General features: G+C 43.4%; 13 protein-coding genes, 1 tRNA gene, 1 rRNA gene and 1 pseudogene. 6 read left to right on the forward strand and 10 right to left on the reverse strand.

Annotated elements, in window-relative coordinates; all coding sequences use genetic code 11:
* The 5 genes and pseudogenes from rrf to rimI all read left to right on the forward strand — a co-directional run.
* Positions 1 to 112: ribosomal RNA gene (rrf, locus tag FN961_RS11195) — 5S ribosomal RNA — on the forward strand; the annotation flags it as partial.
* A gap of 393 nt (positions 113 to 505) precedes the next feature.
* Positions 506 to 1527, forward strand: a pseudogene (locus FN961_RS11200) (IS630 family transposase).
* Between the two features lie 728 nt (positions 1528 to 2255).
* Positions 2256 to 2332 (forward strand) — tRNA-Trp (locus FN961_RS11205).
* Positions 2333 to 2611: 279 nt separating this feature from the next.
* Positions 2612 to 3013: a DNA polymerase III subunit psi gene (locus FN961_RS11210; RefSeq protein ID WP_229814688.1), complete on the forward strand. Its 402-nt coding sequence runs from the start codon at positions 2612 to 2614 to the stop codon at positions 3011 to 3013.
* A 47-nt stretch (positions 3014 to 3060) separates the two neighbouring features.
* Positions 3061 to 3477, forward strand: a complete 417-nt coding sequence (gene rimI, locus FN961_RS11215; protein ID WP_229814687.1) for a ribosomal protein S18-alanine N-acetyltransferase — start codon at positions 3061 to 3063, stop codon at positions 3475 to 3477.
* Between the two features lie 60 nt (positions 3478 to 3537).
* Here rimI and lipA read toward each other — a convergent pair whose 3' ends face one another.
* The 3 genes from lipA to ybeD all read right to left on the reverse strand — a co-directional run bounded on the left by lipA (position 3538) and on the right by ybeD (position 5586).
* The gene (lipA, locus tag FN961_RS11220) at positions 3538 to 4503 is read right to left on the reverse strand and encodes a lipoyl synthase (RefSeq protein WP_144040276.1); all 966 of its coding nucleotides are present in this window, start codon (positions 4501 to 4503) and stop codon (positions 3538 to 3540) included.
* A complete protein-coding gene (gene lipB, locus FN961_RS11225) occupies positions 4496 to 5155 on the reverse strand; it encodes a lipoyl(octanoyl) transferase LipB (RefSeq protein WP_144040277.1) in 660 nt (219 codons plus the stop codon). The genes lipA and lipB overlap by 8 nt, the downstream gene beginning before the upstream one ends.
* A gap of 152 nt (positions 5156 to 5307) precedes the next feature.
* Positions 5308 to 5586 (reverse strand): DUF493 family protein YbeD, encoded by a 279-nt coding sequence (ybeD, locus tag FN961_RS11230; protein ID WP_144040278.1) that lies wholly within the window; start codon positions 5584 to 5586, stop codon positions 5308 to 5310.
* A 221-nt stretch (positions 5587 to 5807) separates the two neighbouring features.
* Between ybeD and FN961_RS25820 the strand changes: the two genes are divergently transcribed.
* Positions 5808 to 6005 carry a hypothetical protein gene (locus FN961_RS25820; protein WP_185972776.1) on the forward strand — a complete coding sequence of 66 codons (198 nt, stop codon included), beginning with the start codon at positions 5808 to 5810 and terminating at the stop codon, positions 6003 to 6005.
* A gap of 27 nt (positions 6006 to 6032) precedes the next feature.
* On the opposite strand, the gene FN961_RS11240 is transcribed toward FN961_RS25820, so the two are convergent.
* The 7 genes from FN961_RS11240 to rsfS all read right to left on the reverse strand — a co-directional run bounded on the left by FN961_RS11240 (position 6033) and on the right by rsfS (position 13164).
* The gene (locus FN961_RS11240) at positions 6033 to 7205 is read right to left on the reverse strand and encodes a serine hydrolase (protein WP_144040279.1); all 1173 of its coding nucleotides are present in this window, start codon (positions 7203 to 7205) and stop codon (positions 6033 to 6035) included.
* Positions 7206 to 7375: 170 nt separating this feature from the next.
* Positions 7376 to 8173, reverse strand: coding sequence for a septal ring lytic transglycosylase RlpA family protein (locus tag FN961_RS11245; protein ID WP_373293401.1), 798 nt, complete (start codon positions 8171 to 8173; stop codon positions 7376 to 7378).
* Positions 8160 to 9167: a lytic murein transglycosylase B gene (mltB, locus tag FN961_RS11250; protein WP_373293400.1), complete on the reverse strand. Its 1008-nt coding sequence runs from the start codon at positions 9165 to 9167 to the stop codon at positions 8160 to 8162. Before mltB ends, FN961_RS11245 begins: the two co-directional genes overlap by 14 nt.
* 155 nt (positions 9168 to 9322) lie before the next feature.
* Positions 9323 to 10429 carry a rod shape-determining protein RodA gene (rodA, locus tag FN961_RS11255; RefSeq protein WP_144040280.1) on the reverse strand — a complete coding sequence of 369 codons (1107 nt, stop codon included), beginning with the start codon at positions 10427 to 10429 and terminating at the stop codon, positions 9323 to 9325.
* Positions 10429 to 12282: a penicillin-binding protein 2 gene (mrdA, locus tag FN961_RS11260; protein ID WP_144040281.1), complete on the reverse strand. Its 1854-nt coding sequence runs from the start codon at positions 12280 to 12282 to the stop codon at positions 10429 to 10431. Before mrdA ends, rodA begins: the two co-directional genes overlap by 1 nt.
* An 82-nt stretch (positions 12283 to 12364) precedes the next feature.
* Positions 12365 to 12835: a 23S rRNA (pseudouridine(1915)-N(3))-methyltransferase RlmH gene (gene rlmH / locus FN961_RS11265; RefSeq protein ID WP_144040282.1), complete on the reverse strand. Its 471-nt coding sequence runs from the start codon at positions 12833 to 12835 to the stop codon at positions 12365 to 12367.
* A complete protein-coding gene (gene rsfS, locus FN961_RS11270) occupies positions 12835 to 13164 on the reverse strand; it encodes a ribosome silencing factor (RefSeq protein ID WP_144040283.1) in 330 nt (109 codons plus the stop codon). Before rsfS ends, rlmH begins: the two co-directional genes overlap by 1 nt.
* Between the last annotated feature and the right edge of the window lie 33 nt (positions 13165 to 13197).

Genomic DNA, 13197 nt, shown 5'->3' on the forward strand with positions numbered 1-13197 from the left:
GAAACCATAGCATTGTGGCCCCACCTGATCCCATCCCGAACTCAGAAGTGAAACGCAATTGCGCCGATGGTAGTGTGGGGTCTCCCCATGTGAGAGTAGGTCATTTCCAGGCGCCTATTTATTCTCGAAAGAGAAGCGATAAATCCCTAGTACTTTGTACTAGGGATTTTTCGTTTAAGCCTGGGAAAATGACAGAACGAACATGGGGAAAGAAAATAGCGCATGCGAAGCATGCTTCCCTTCATGTGATAGGTAGAGATTTGCTCGAAGCTGGACCATTGGAAGGCGCCTTCGCTGCAGGCTAAAAATCACTACTTCCGAGAACAATTTCCGCTGAGCGGGCTCCCCCCAGTTCAGCTACTTCGTCACTTCTCGCTACAAAGTAGCTGAATGCTGCGCATCCAATACACTACTTTTTCGCGCCCATGTGTTCCCTTCGGGGATAATACCAATCAGTAATGAGTTGTGATCTAATAGATACACCACAAACCACCAGTATCCCTCTTTGAAAAATTACACAGCAGAAGAGATCTTGGCCCTATCTAGAGCTGAAAAGGAACCCCGTAAAAGGATCCGATTGTTGGCAGTGTCTCTATTTTTAGAAGGACACCGCCGGAATGAAGTCGCCAATAGACTTAAAGTTGCCCAGGGCAGTGTTAATACATGGGTAGCAAAATATCTTGCTCATGGCCTTAAAGGCTTGGATGCTAAAAAGAATAAAGGTAGAGATAGCTATCTTACAACACGGCAAAAGCAACAACTTAGCGCCTATATCGAATCAAATAGCATGAAAAACTCTGGTGGCAGACTGACAGGCGATGACATCCGAAAATATATTCAGCACTATTTCGATGTTGATTATCACCCTAACGCTATTTATAAACTATTAACTCAGCTCAACTTTAGCTGGATAACCAGCCGTTCCAAGCACCCCAAACAGTCACCTGAAGCCCAAACGGCTTTTAAAAAAGTTTCAACTGGAAACGATCCTTAACATCCCAGGTAGCGTAGCACTTGAACAGGTCGATATTTGGTTTCAGGATGAGGCTCGCCTTGGGCAACAAAACACAACGACACGTTTGTGGGCGAGAAAAGAGACGCGTCCTAGGGCGGTGCGTCAGCAACAATTTGAATATGTTCATTTCTTTGGCGCTGTTTGCCCGCAAACAGGAGAGACTGAAGCGTTAATTACGCCATACCTAAGTAAGGATATTATGCGTACTATCACTAACAAAGCCTGGTAGACACGCGGTTGTTGTTATGGATGGTGCAGGCTGGCACACCGACGATATCGCGGATGAATTTAACAATTTGAGTATCATCAAGTTACCCCCGTACTCGCCAGAGCTAAATCCGATAGAACAAGTATGGAGCTGGTTAAGACAGCATCATCTTGCTAATCGCAGTTTCAAAGGTTATGAGAATATAGTAGATGCTTGTTCGATTGCTTGGAATTACTTTATCAGTGACTCAAAGAGGGTAATGTCATTATGCCGAAGAGACTGGGTAATTATGACTAAGTGTTAAGATGGACCGGTATAAGTCGCGAGAAAACACAATTTCACATGCAGTCCAAAGCTGCTAACGCAGTGTGGCCGTTAATTGCGTCCATGGGGTTACGGCATTTCCGCCATCCATAGTGGTCAGGGTATCCTTGCTAGATACCTATTTAAGTGATTTGTTGGAAGGCTTCTAAGAGGAATAAAATCAGTTGTTCATGAAACGTGCTTTTTTCGTTTTGACTGGGAAGTTACCGAGTGAACTGAGGGAGGTTACGGGAATTGTAATTTCGAGTCTCCAATTAATATTAAAGATTGCTGCGATGTACGGGCTGTTTAGGGGGGCATACTTATGATGTTATTGCTTCTCATCACTAAGCGGGTGAAGTAACTGTTAATGGCCTAGTATGTCTCTAAATCGATTGCTGGTTTTTATAGGGTTCGTGCCTACGTGACAGTATGATAGCTGCCATGTCCTCAGAACTGGTTATAGGGCGCTTGGGATAGCATTTTGTCGGGGAGAGTTAGAATGGGTATCTTGAGTATGGGAGTTGGATATTTCTGGAGTTTCGTTAATACCATTTATTTGTATGAGGGGGGAGAGAATTGGGTTTTTCCTAGCTGTAATTTAGCTGGTTTACTATACTAAGTGTGGAAATGTTAAACTTCTTGAGTAAAAAGTGCTCGGTCGAACGTTATTATTCGAAATAGTACTTTACCTTTTAAGGGAGTTTACGCATAATGCGTCTCGTCAACAGGGGTGTAGCTCCAATTGGTAGAGCGGCGGTCTCCAAAACCGCATGTTGTGAGTTCGAGTCTCCCCACCCCTGCCAAATATAGAAAAAGCCGAGCATTAGCTCGGCTTTTTTGCATCTGAAATTCAATCAATTGATCAATGCGAGCCTATTTACACTGATTGGTATAACAGTATTGTTGATTGAGTATACTTCTCTAAAGGTGTCCCACACTGACATCATTCTCTCCATTTAATCGATGCCAGACTTCCATTTTGCGACTATTACAAAATAACGAATCAATGGTAGGTTGAGTACATCGTGCAGCCCGAATAACGATGAACTGATCATCGACTTTAGTGATATCGGTATAAGGATATGGCAGTAATAAACTGGTATCCTAGTGAGTATCAATCTTTACATTTAAGTGATCGAATCGTGGAAAAACCGGCATATCTGGACGCAATGGGAATTACAAGGTGGAGCCAGGAAAAAGAGGCGAAGCAGAGTTATATTGTTTTGGTTGATCAGGTCACCTCTGAATTAGAAAGTCATCCCATTATAACGACGGTATTGTCCTTAGTAGACTGTCCTTTTACTCATTGCACATTTACAAGTTCATTTGTTAAAGGCGCGGATGTTATTTGGGATATGCGCAGAATGAAACTGCCGAAGTCGAATGCTGTTTTAACCTCAGCTCCTTTGAATGAATTGGAGAAAACCGTTGAAAGTAAACGGGAGCTCTGGAGCCAAATAGTTGTTCAGCAAGAGGCTAACTGATGTCAGGTGTTGGGAAAAACATTGAAGTATCTCTTATTAGTGCTGATATGAGCACTCAAATGGCTGCTATTGCCACTACAGCACATTCCCACCCTATGAGCCTTGCTACAATAGAAAGTTGTTTTGGCCCCTTATACAGCTCTTTTGGTGTCTACATCGAAGGCCAATTGCAAGGCTTTGCCATTTCCCATCAGATTTTTGAAGATGCTACGCTAATGGATATCTGTATTGCACCAGATTCTCAAGGGCTAGGGCTTGGGCGTTCGTTATTAGACAGTGTGATCAAATCTGCTAGTGAGAAAGGGGCTGAGACACTTTTTCTTGAAGTTAGGGAGTCTGGCATCGCGGCAAGAGCGTTATACATCAAAGATGGATTTAGTGAGACCGGACGCCGTAAAGGCTACTACAGAACTGGCGACGGCAGTGAAGATGCGATCTTAATGGAACTAAGCTTAATTAGATAAAAAAATAGCGTCAATCAGGAGGCCTGTGACGCTATTTTCGAATAGAAAATGATATATGAATTACTTCACTTCTTTTCCTTGAGCTTGAAGGTCTGCATGGTAACTTGAGCGAACCATTGGCCCACAAGCTGCATGAGTAAATCCAATACTGTCAGCAAAAACTTTTAGTTCATCGAACTCAGCAGGCGGTACGTAACGCTCAACTGGCAGGTGGAACTTTGAAGGTTGCAGGTATTGACCTAGTGTCAGCATTTCAACATTGTGAGATCGAAGATCTCTCAATACTTGCGCTATCTCTTCGTTAGTTTCACCTAAGCCCATCATCAAACCAGACTTAGTCGGTACGTTTGGATGACGCTCTTTAAACTTTTTAAGCAGATCTAATGACCACTGGTAATTCGCACCTGGACGCGCTTTACGGTAGTGCATTGGTGCAGTTTCTAAGTTGTGATTGAAAACATCAGGTGGCTCAGTAGACAAAATATCCAATGCAGCGTCGATACGCCCACGGAAATCAGGTACTAAGGTTTCAATCTTGATCTCAGGGTTGAGTAGACGGATCTCGCGAATACAATCAGCAAAGTGCTGCGCACCACCATCACGAAGATCATCACGATCGACAGAAGTGATAACCACATACTTGAGCTTCATATCTCTGATGGTTTGAGCTAGCTTTTTAGGCTCCTCCGCATCAGGTTTAAGTGGTCTACCATGGGCAACGTCACAAAATGGGCAACGACGGGTACAAATAGCACCTAAGATCATAAACGTTGCTGTGCCATGGTTAAAACATTCTGCAAGGTTAGGGCAAGACGCCTCTTCACAAACTGAATGTAAGCCATTGTCACGCAAAGCTTGTTTGATTTCGACAATTCGTTGGCTTGATGCGGGAAGCTTTACTCTTAACCAGTCAGGCTTACGCAGCATTGTTTCGCGCTCAGAAGGAACGACTTTTATAGGGATGCGTGAGACTTTATCGGCATCTCTGAGTTTTACACCTGGTTGTAATCTTTCTGGCCTACTCATATGATTGTGACAATCCTTGATGGTGAACTAGATTCTGATAGCCTAAGTTTTGGCTAAATGTTTTCACGAGTTGCTCGCCTGCCTCTGCGACAGTTTGAGGCCCGCCTAATTGCTTGCATTGCACCATTTCCAAGCCTGCATAACCACAAGGGTTAATTCGCTGAAATGGGCTCATATCCATATCGACATTAAGCGCTAATCCATGAAAGGAACAGCCCTTACGGATCCTAAGTCCTAGTGATGCAACTTTGCGTTCATCAACATAAACGCCAGGTGCATCAGCTTTGGCATAAGCTTTAACTTCATAGCTTTCAAGCATCTGAACTATGCTATTTTCGATATCGGTGACCAGTTGACGTACACCAATCTTAAGTCGTTTGATATTGATAAGAGGATAAGCAACAAGTTGACCTGGTCCGTGATAGGTCACTTGACCGCCGCGATCGACCTGTATAACTGGAATATCACCAGGATTCAAAATGTGTTCACTCTTGCCAGCTTGACCTTGGGTAAAGACTGGAGGGTGCTCAACTATCCACAATTGGTCCGGGCTGGAACTATCTCGGTTATCCGTGTAGTCCTGCATCGCGTGCCATACTGATTCGTAATCTTGTTCACCAAGATACCTTACGTGCAACGTGCTCTGAGACAAGGGCAACCTCTCGCCTTAAACAATAATGGCGGTATTATACGCCTCTAACTTATAATTGTAAGCTAGATCACACTTACAAAGCAGCCTGATAATAGATCCGCGCTGTTGAAGCTTCAAACAATATCAAAACAAGTTATCAGCAAGGACTTAAATTATAGGACGCGTTTGACGCCTTCGATAGCTGCAAGCTCAATATAGAGGGATTCGATCTGCTCTTTGCTTTGAACTGTCACTCTGATTGTGATTGAGCTATAGGTGCCTTTGCTTGAAATTTTAGTACTTGGAGCATAGTCGCCAGGGACATGCTTTTGCACTACTGCGACGACTCTATCAGCCAGAGTATCACTTGCATCGCCAACTATCTTAAATGGAAAAGAGCATGGGAGTTCCATTAGTTCGTGAAATTTTGTGTTTAAGTCAGTGTCAGTCATAACGGGATTTTCCTAAGGAAGCCAAATACGAGTGGTTGGATCTATATGGTGCTAATTATACCAAATTCAAGTGGGCGTAGAAATAAGAAAGCCACCGAAAGGTGGCTTCAATTAACAGTTATTAATGGGGGGTATACCAATCAATATAAGAAAGTGATCTACTCAGAGTGTTTTTTGGCAAACTAGTTTAAGGCGAATGAATGAGGGAATGGTGCTCCCTTGTGAAGTTATTCAACGCAGAAGTGGGCAGCCAAAAGCACTCCTTAAAGGCGATTTTTAGCGTTCCAGATACTGTGTCAACGAGCTTAAACGTAGAACAACTATGTTCTTCACTCGTTGCAAGCCACATGGATGTGGTGAATGTCATTAATGCAGGAGCAATTAATGACCTTGTCTCTGAATCGCTAAATTATCGCTGAGCGAACACATCTTTACAATGTTTGGTATTAGCTAAACCAGCCTGTAAACATTTGCTGGAAATAATCCATTAACTTGCTAAACCAACTGCCTTCATTGACTTCTTGAAGTGTTACAAGTGGGAACTGAGCGATATCTTTACCATTTAGTTGGAAGTAGATACGGCCGACTGTTTCCCCTTTTGCTAAAGGTGCAGTTAGCTCTTTTGTTAGCTCAAAGTTTGCTTGTAGGTTTTTAGCTTGACCGCGACTAATGGTAATAGGGGTATCAGTGATAACACCTAAGTCCACAGTCTCTTTATCGCCATACCAAATTTTCTGAGTGACGAAGCTGTCGCCAGCCTTGTATGGTGTAATCGTTTCAAAGAAACGGAAACCATAGTTTAGGATTTTTTTGCTTTCAGCTTTTCGAGCTACTTCACTTTTGGTTCCCATAACAACAGCGACTAGGCGCATGCCGTCTTTTGTTGCTGAGGTCACTAAGTTATAACCCGCACCTGAGGTGTGGCCAGTTTTAATACCATCGACATTTAGGCTCTTATCCCACAATAGACCATTACGGTTATATTGTTTGATGCCATTAAAGGTGAAAGACTTCTTGCTATATACCGCATACTCTTCAGGAACATCACGTATCAGTGCTGCACCTAAAATAGCCATATCATAAGCCGTTGTCTTATGGTTTTCAGAGTCGAGTCCGTGGGAGTTCTCAAAGTAACTATCTTGCATACCGAGCTGTTTAGCCCAAGAGTTCATCAGATCAACAAAACCATCTTCAGTGCCTGCAATATGTTCTGCCATGGCGACACAAGCATCATTACCTGACTGGATGATAATTCCGTGGTTCAGATCATCTACCGAGACCTGCTTGCCAACTTCAATGAACATCTTTGAGGAGTCAGGAAAGTTCTTTGACCATGCTTTTTGACTAATAGTGACTTGGTCATCAGGTGAGATATTGCCAACTTTGATCTCATGACCAATGACGTAACTGGTCATCATTTTTGTCAAACTGGCCGGATTTAAACTTTCGTAGGCATTCTCTTCAGCGATGATTTGCCCTGTGTTGTAATCCATTAAAACGAAGGCTTTAGCGGCTACGGTTGGCGCATTTGGCGTCACAACGGGAGCAGCAAAAACAAAAGAGGATGCAAGACTAGTTGCAAGAATAAGGGATTTTAAAGGTCGGTTTAAGAAATTCATATCAATTAAGGCACATCTTATTTGGTTATATTCAGGATCGTAAGCTTTCGCGAGTATATCACTAGTCGACAAGCTAATTCAGTGAAGGTTCATTAATCTTTTATTATTAGAGAACTTGTAAGTTCAAGCTCTTCTCTGGTTATTCGTATTTTCTAGCATCCATTTGTGCACTATTCAGAGATCAGATAACTCTGTGGAAAGCCATTCTCTTTTAGTTCTAGGTTGAGTTTAGTGGCTAATCCTTGTTGGCCAATAGGACCGAGTTGCAGTTTGTAGAGATTATTGCTTGTTTGCAATCGAGTCTTGACCTGATATTTGTTCTCTAATGTCTTGGCCAGATTATCCACTTTAGATTTATTGGATGATGCCAATACTTGAATGTAATGAACTTTGGTCTCTTTAAGTTCTGCTAAAGCGATGGATTCAGGGTTTTCAATGTAGATCACCTCAATTGCTACTTTTGCCGTTCCGGTTTTTAGCATATCCAATCTATGCGCTGCCGCATATGAGAGATCAATAATTCTGTCTTCATGGAAGGGACCTCTGTCATTGACTCGAACGATGACCTCTTTGTTATTGGCAAGGTTAGTGACTTTGACATAGCTTGGCAGTGGCAGTGATTTATGGGCTGCTGACATGGAATACATATCATAGGTTTCACCATTAGAGGTTAGATGCCCATGGAACTTGCTGCCGTACCACGACGCAGTACCACTACTGCGATAGCCTTTACCTGTATCCATGACTTGATAAGACTTACCAAGTACCGTGTAGTTTTTCTTATTCCCGCCACGACTATAGGCTTCATATTTAGGATGAGCATCTTCAACTTTTGTGACGTCTGGTGCGCTACTCGGAGCCTGATCATTTGCCATGGTATAGCGACCATTGTTAGAACTTGAGCAAGCAGTGACAATTAAAGTAAGGCAAATAATGGCTATCCAGTTGAACATTTTATTGAGCATCATGAGCCTTTTTTAATTCTTGGCTAAATTGATAAACGGCCATGGCATAAAGCGGGCTGCGATTATAACGAGTGATCACGTAGAAATTCTTAAGCCCAATCCAATACTCACTTGTTGCTTCCTGTTCAAGCTCTACGATAAGTGCTGGCTGTGATATATCGAGATCGATTGACTCATCCAGCGAAAGCGTTGGAGTTAATATATCTGCGACTTGGTAATGTAAACGTTCACCAGCCCAGACTTTCAAGGGGGACGGGAGCCCGCTCTGTGTTTTTAAAGGGATTGCAACAGGCGCGCCAGCGACCCAGCCATGTTGGTGGAAATAATTAGCGACACTGCCGATGGCGTCCACAGGGTTATTGAGTAAGTCTCTTTGACCGTCATTGTCGAAGTCGACCGCATAGTGTCGATAACTTGAAGGAATAAATTGACCATAGCCCATGGCTCCCGCGTAAGAGCCTTTCAACTGGTTAATATCGAGCTGCTCCTCTTTGGCTAAGGTTTGTAAATTACTGAGCTCTTTTCTGAAAAAAGTGGCTCTTGGTGGGTAATAGAAACCCAAGGTATACAGGGCATCGACAACGGGGTAGTTACCCATGTAACCGCCATAGAAGGTTTCGATGCCAATAATGGCGATAATAACTTGTGGATCAACACCAAACTCTTTGGCGGCGCGGTTAACCGTCTCTTCATGTTTCTTCCAAAACGCCAAACCCGCCTTCAAACGCTTCTCTGTTAGAAAAATAGGGTGATACTGGTACCAAGGTTTAGCTTCCCATGGTTTAGTCATGGCATCGATTACACCTTGATCGAACTTAGCTGAAGATAGAAACGTGTCTATCTCTTCATTCGAGAAGCCTAAGGCAAGTTGCGTTGTTTGGAATTCAGATTTTAGTGAGGATGCAGCATTTTCGATATTAGTGTCTGAAACTGTGGTGGCTGAAGCGCCAATGGAGAATGTGGCCAAGAGTATTGTGGCTAAGAATTTAGGCATCATTTAATTATTAGTTCCCTAATATAACAGCGAGTAAACAGAGTCGGTAGACGGTATCATTACGCCGCTCCAAAAGAGACCCTAGTTTTGAAAGTTAAAGGTTAACAGGCTTACCTTAATCGCCCATGAAACGGTTATATTTACATGGGTAATTGAGTTTATCTGTCAACAAAGCGCCTGTGAGTGTGAATACTCATCAAGATGCCAAATCCTGTCATCAACGTTAGCATGGAAGTTCCACCATAACTAATTAATGGTAAAGGCACACCCACCACAGGTAGTAGACCGGATACCATGCCGATATTAACAAAGATATAGACGAAGAAAGTTAAGGTAATACTGCCCGCTAATAAACGAGCAAAGCTGGTTTGTGCTTGTGAGGCGATAACTAAACCACGCCCAATGACATACAGGAATATGGCAAGTAACAGTACACTGCCAATTAAACCAAACTCTTCACCGATCACGGCAAAAATAAAGTCGGTATGTCGCTCCGGTAAAAATTCAAGTTGAGATTGGGTGCCATCAAGCCAGCCTTTACCTAGCATCCCACCTGAGCCGATTGCAATTTTAGACTGAATAATATGGTAGCCAGCACCTAGTGGATCTTTTTCGGGATCGATCAAGGTGAGTACACGAGTACGTTGATAATCGTGCATAAGAAAGAACCACAATACAGGCAACATCGCAAGGACACTGCCGATGAAACCACCCACAATTCGCCAACTCATTCCCGAAAGGAAAAGCACGAATATCCCCGATGCTGCCACTAGAATGGAGGTGCCGAGATCAGGCTGTTTAGCGATAAGCAGAGTGGGGATTATGAGTATAATCCCTGCACCTAACAGATAACGCTTTTTAGGAGGAAGTGGGAATTTACTGATATACCAAGCCATGGTGATCGGGAAGGCGAGTTTCATTAGCTCCGAAGGCTGGAATTCCATAAAACCTAGGTTTAACCAGCGTTGTGCTCCCTTATTGATCTCACCAAAGAAGTGCACTCCTATCAGTAAAATTACCCCTGCAATATAGATTGGGAATGCCCAGCGTCTGAGAACTTCAGGGTTGATCTGTGCAACAACAAACATCACAAATAGAGATAATCCCATGCGAAACAATTGACGTTCCATTAGGGCTAAATCTTCTCCGCCAGCAGAATAGATCACGACAAGTCCAAAGCACATCAACGCTAAGAGCCCAAGTAATAATGGCAAATCGATATGCATTCGCTGCCAGATATTAGGCCTATGGCTTTGTGGATTCATTAATTGAACTCCAGATTGTCTCGTAACATGTATTCATCGAGTAGTGCTCTGGCAACAGGGCCGGCATTGACGCCCCCCCAACCTGCGTTTTCAAGCACGACAGCCAGTACTATTTCCGGATTTTCATAGGGCGCATAGGCGATAATGAGTGCATTATCTTTTAAATATTCATCAATCGTTTCAGCATCATATTTTTCATCTTCAGCAACGCTAAATACTTGAGCGGTACCCGTCTTCATCGCAGCGGTATAACCCGCATCCTTGAAGCGAGATTTATGCGCGGTATTCATCATCGATTCATTGATAATATCCCAGTTATTTTGGTCATTAAGTATGATCGGAGCCATCTCATCGACGGGGGAATCTATCTTTGATGTGTTGTCTTTAATGGAACTGAGCATGTGCGGCACGAGTCGCCGTCCTTTGTTCGCCATAATAGCCGCTGCATTGGCGAGCTGTAGAGGAGTAGTTGTCCAATAACCTTGGCCAATACCGACTGATATCGTATCACCTATGTACCAAGGCTGATTGTAACGCATGCGTTTCCAATCTTTAGAAGGCATGTTACCCGCAGACTCTTCAAAAATATCGACACCTGTTCGCTCACCGAAACCAAAAGGTCGCATAAAGCTGGCGATCTTATCGACGCCTGTTTTATAGGCTAGATCGTAAAAATAGGTATCACATGAGCCCATTAATGCTGTATTGACGTCTACCCAGCCATGGCCCCAGCGTTTCCAGTCTAGGTACTTACGTTCTACGCCAGGGATCTGCCAATAACCAGGATCCCAAACTCGTGTCTTTGGTGTCACGATTTTTTCATCTAATCCTAATAGGGCAAGATGAGGCTTAATGGTTGATGCTGGCGCATATTGACCTTGCGTTGCGCGGTTAATCAGCGGGCGAGCACGAGAATTCAGGAGGCCACCGTATGCTTTACTGCTTATCCCATGGACAAATTGGTTAGGGTCATAAGTGGGACTGGATACCATGGCTAAAATCCCACCATCACGGGGATCGATCGCGACAACAGATCCACGGCGTCCATCAAGGAGTTCTAATGCTTTCTTCTGTAGTTCAAGATCTAATGTGAGGTAGATATCTTGACCCGGTTCAGGGGCAACAGACTTGAGAGTTCGAATGGTACGTCCGCGGTTATTCACCTCTTCTTCGAGGTGCCCAGGCTTACCATGCAGCAAGTTTTCATAGAATTTTTCTATGCCTTGCTTGCCAATATATTTAGTACCGGCATAGTCTTTCCACTTATCTTCTTTTTGTAACCTAAGCTTATCTTTGTCGTTAATTCGACCAACATATCCTAGCGCATGCGTCATTAAGCCATTATATGGATAATGACGTTTCAAGCCTGCGACGACAGAGATCCCCGGGAAATCATGCTGATTAACACTAAAAATAGCCACTTGCTCTTCTGTAAGAGGAGTCTTGAGCGTGAGGGGTTTAAAGCGTCGGTGATATTTGAGAGATTTAGTGAAATCTTCCTGTTCATCGGCACTTATTGGAATAATTTTGCTTAATCTTGCAAGGGTTTCAGGAATGTTTTTGACTTTTTCAGGGGTCAATTCTAACGTGAAAAAGGGCTGGTTCTCGGCGAGAATTTTGCCATGTCTATCAAAGATCAAGCCGCGGCTAGGTGCGACAGGGACAACCCTAATACGATTGTCGTTAGAGCGGGTTTCATAGTCAGTGTAAGAGCGTATTTGTAGGTGATATAAGTTACTTAGTAATATCCCTAGTAAAAGGATCACACAAACAAAAGTAAACAAAGCTCTTCGTTTGAAAAGTGACGCTTCTGCTGCATGGTCATGCATCGTAATCCGCTTTCTTGGCGCCACTTACGCTTCTCCAGCTTAGATATAAGTATTAGATACATAGCCTAGATTAATACTCGAACTAATTTCTACCTAATTTCCCTAACTATTCTCTATGGTAAGGGTGATTAGTGTTAACGCTCCATGCTCGATAGAGGCTTTCAGCAACAACGACCCTGACTAAGGGGTGAGGTAAAGTCAATGCAGATAAACACCAGCTTTGGGTTGCAGCTTGCTTACAAGAGGGAGCTAGACCTTCTGGACCGCCAATAAGTAAACTGACATCGCGTCCATCCAACTGCCAACGACTTAACTGTGTCGCTAACTCTGGAGTTGTCCATGTTTTACCTGGAAGATCTAAGCTGACAACGTGATTTCCTTTCGGGATGACTGCTAACATTTGCTCGCCTTCTTTATGTAGAATTCGCGCTATATCAGCATTTTTTCCTCTTTTGCCAGCTGGGACCTCTACCAGTTCGAGCGCCATGTCTCTAGGAAATCGACGTTGATATTCCTTAAAGCCTGTGGTGACCCAATCTGGCATACGCGTGCCTACTGCGACCAGCTGTATTTTCATTAAGCTGGCTTTTCAGTCCATAGCTTTTCAAGCTCGTAGAAGTCACGAGTCTTATCTTGCATAACGTGAAGGATCACATCACCAAGATCTACCAGTACCCATTCACTGCTTTCACGGCCTTCAACACCATTGATATGAAGGTTAGCACGCTTAGCTTCAACCACTAGGTTTTCAGCAATTGCTTTTACGTGAGTTTTTGAAGTACCAGAACAAACCACCATAAAATCAGCGATATTTGAACGTTCTGAGATGTCTAAAACCACGACATCTTTTGCTTTTAAATCTTCGACTTTGTCGATCACAAACAGTTTTAGCTCGGCGCTTTCCACGCGTTATTCCTTAATAATTTTTTGACAGCGCGG

It is taken from the genome of Shewanella hanedai (assembly GCF_007197645.1).
Taxonomy (GTDB): domain Bacteria; phylum Pseudomonadota; class Gammaproteobacteria; order Enterobacterales; family Shewanellaceae; genus Shewanella; species Shewanella hanedai.

What these genes read in the sequence shown, in the direction of transcription:
- rlmH (WP_144040282.1), bottom strand. Translation starts at nt 12,835, where the DNA reads ATGAAAATACAGCTGGTCGCAGTAGGCACGCGTATGCCAGATTGGGTC.
- rimI (WP_229814687.1), top strand. Translation starts at nt 3,061, where the DNA reads ATGAGCACTCAAATGGCTGCTATTGCCACTACAGCACATTCCCACCCT.
- ybeD (WP_144040278.1), bottom strand. Translation starts at nt 5,586, where the DNA reads ATGACTGACACTGACTTAAACACAAAATTTCACGAACTAATGGAACTC.
- FN961_RS11240 (WP_144040279.1), bottom strand. Translation starts at nt 7,205, where the DNA reads ATGAATTTCTTAAACCGACCTTTAAAATCCCTTATTCTTGCAACTAGT.
- FN961_RS11245 (WP_373293401.1), bottom strand. Translation starts at nt 8,173, where the DNA reads ATGATGCTCAATAAAATGTTCAACTGGATAGCCATTATTTGCCTTACT.
- mltB (WP_373293400.1), bottom strand. Translation starts at nt 9,167, where the DNA reads ATGATGCCTAAATTCTTAGCCACAATACTCTTGGCCACATTCTCCATT.
- rodA (WP_144040280.1), bottom strand. Translation starts at nt 10,429, where the DNA reads ATGAATCCACAAAGCCATAGGCCTAATATCTGGCAGCGAATGCATATC.
- FN961_RS11210 (WP_229814688.1), top strand. Translation starts at nt 2,612, where the DNA reads ATGGCAGTAATAAACTGGTATCCTAGTGAGTATCAATCTTTACATTTA.
- lipA (WP_144040276.1), bottom strand. Translation starts at nt 4,503, where the DNA reads ATGAGTAGGCCAGAAAGATTACAACCAGGTGTAAAACTCAGAGATGCC.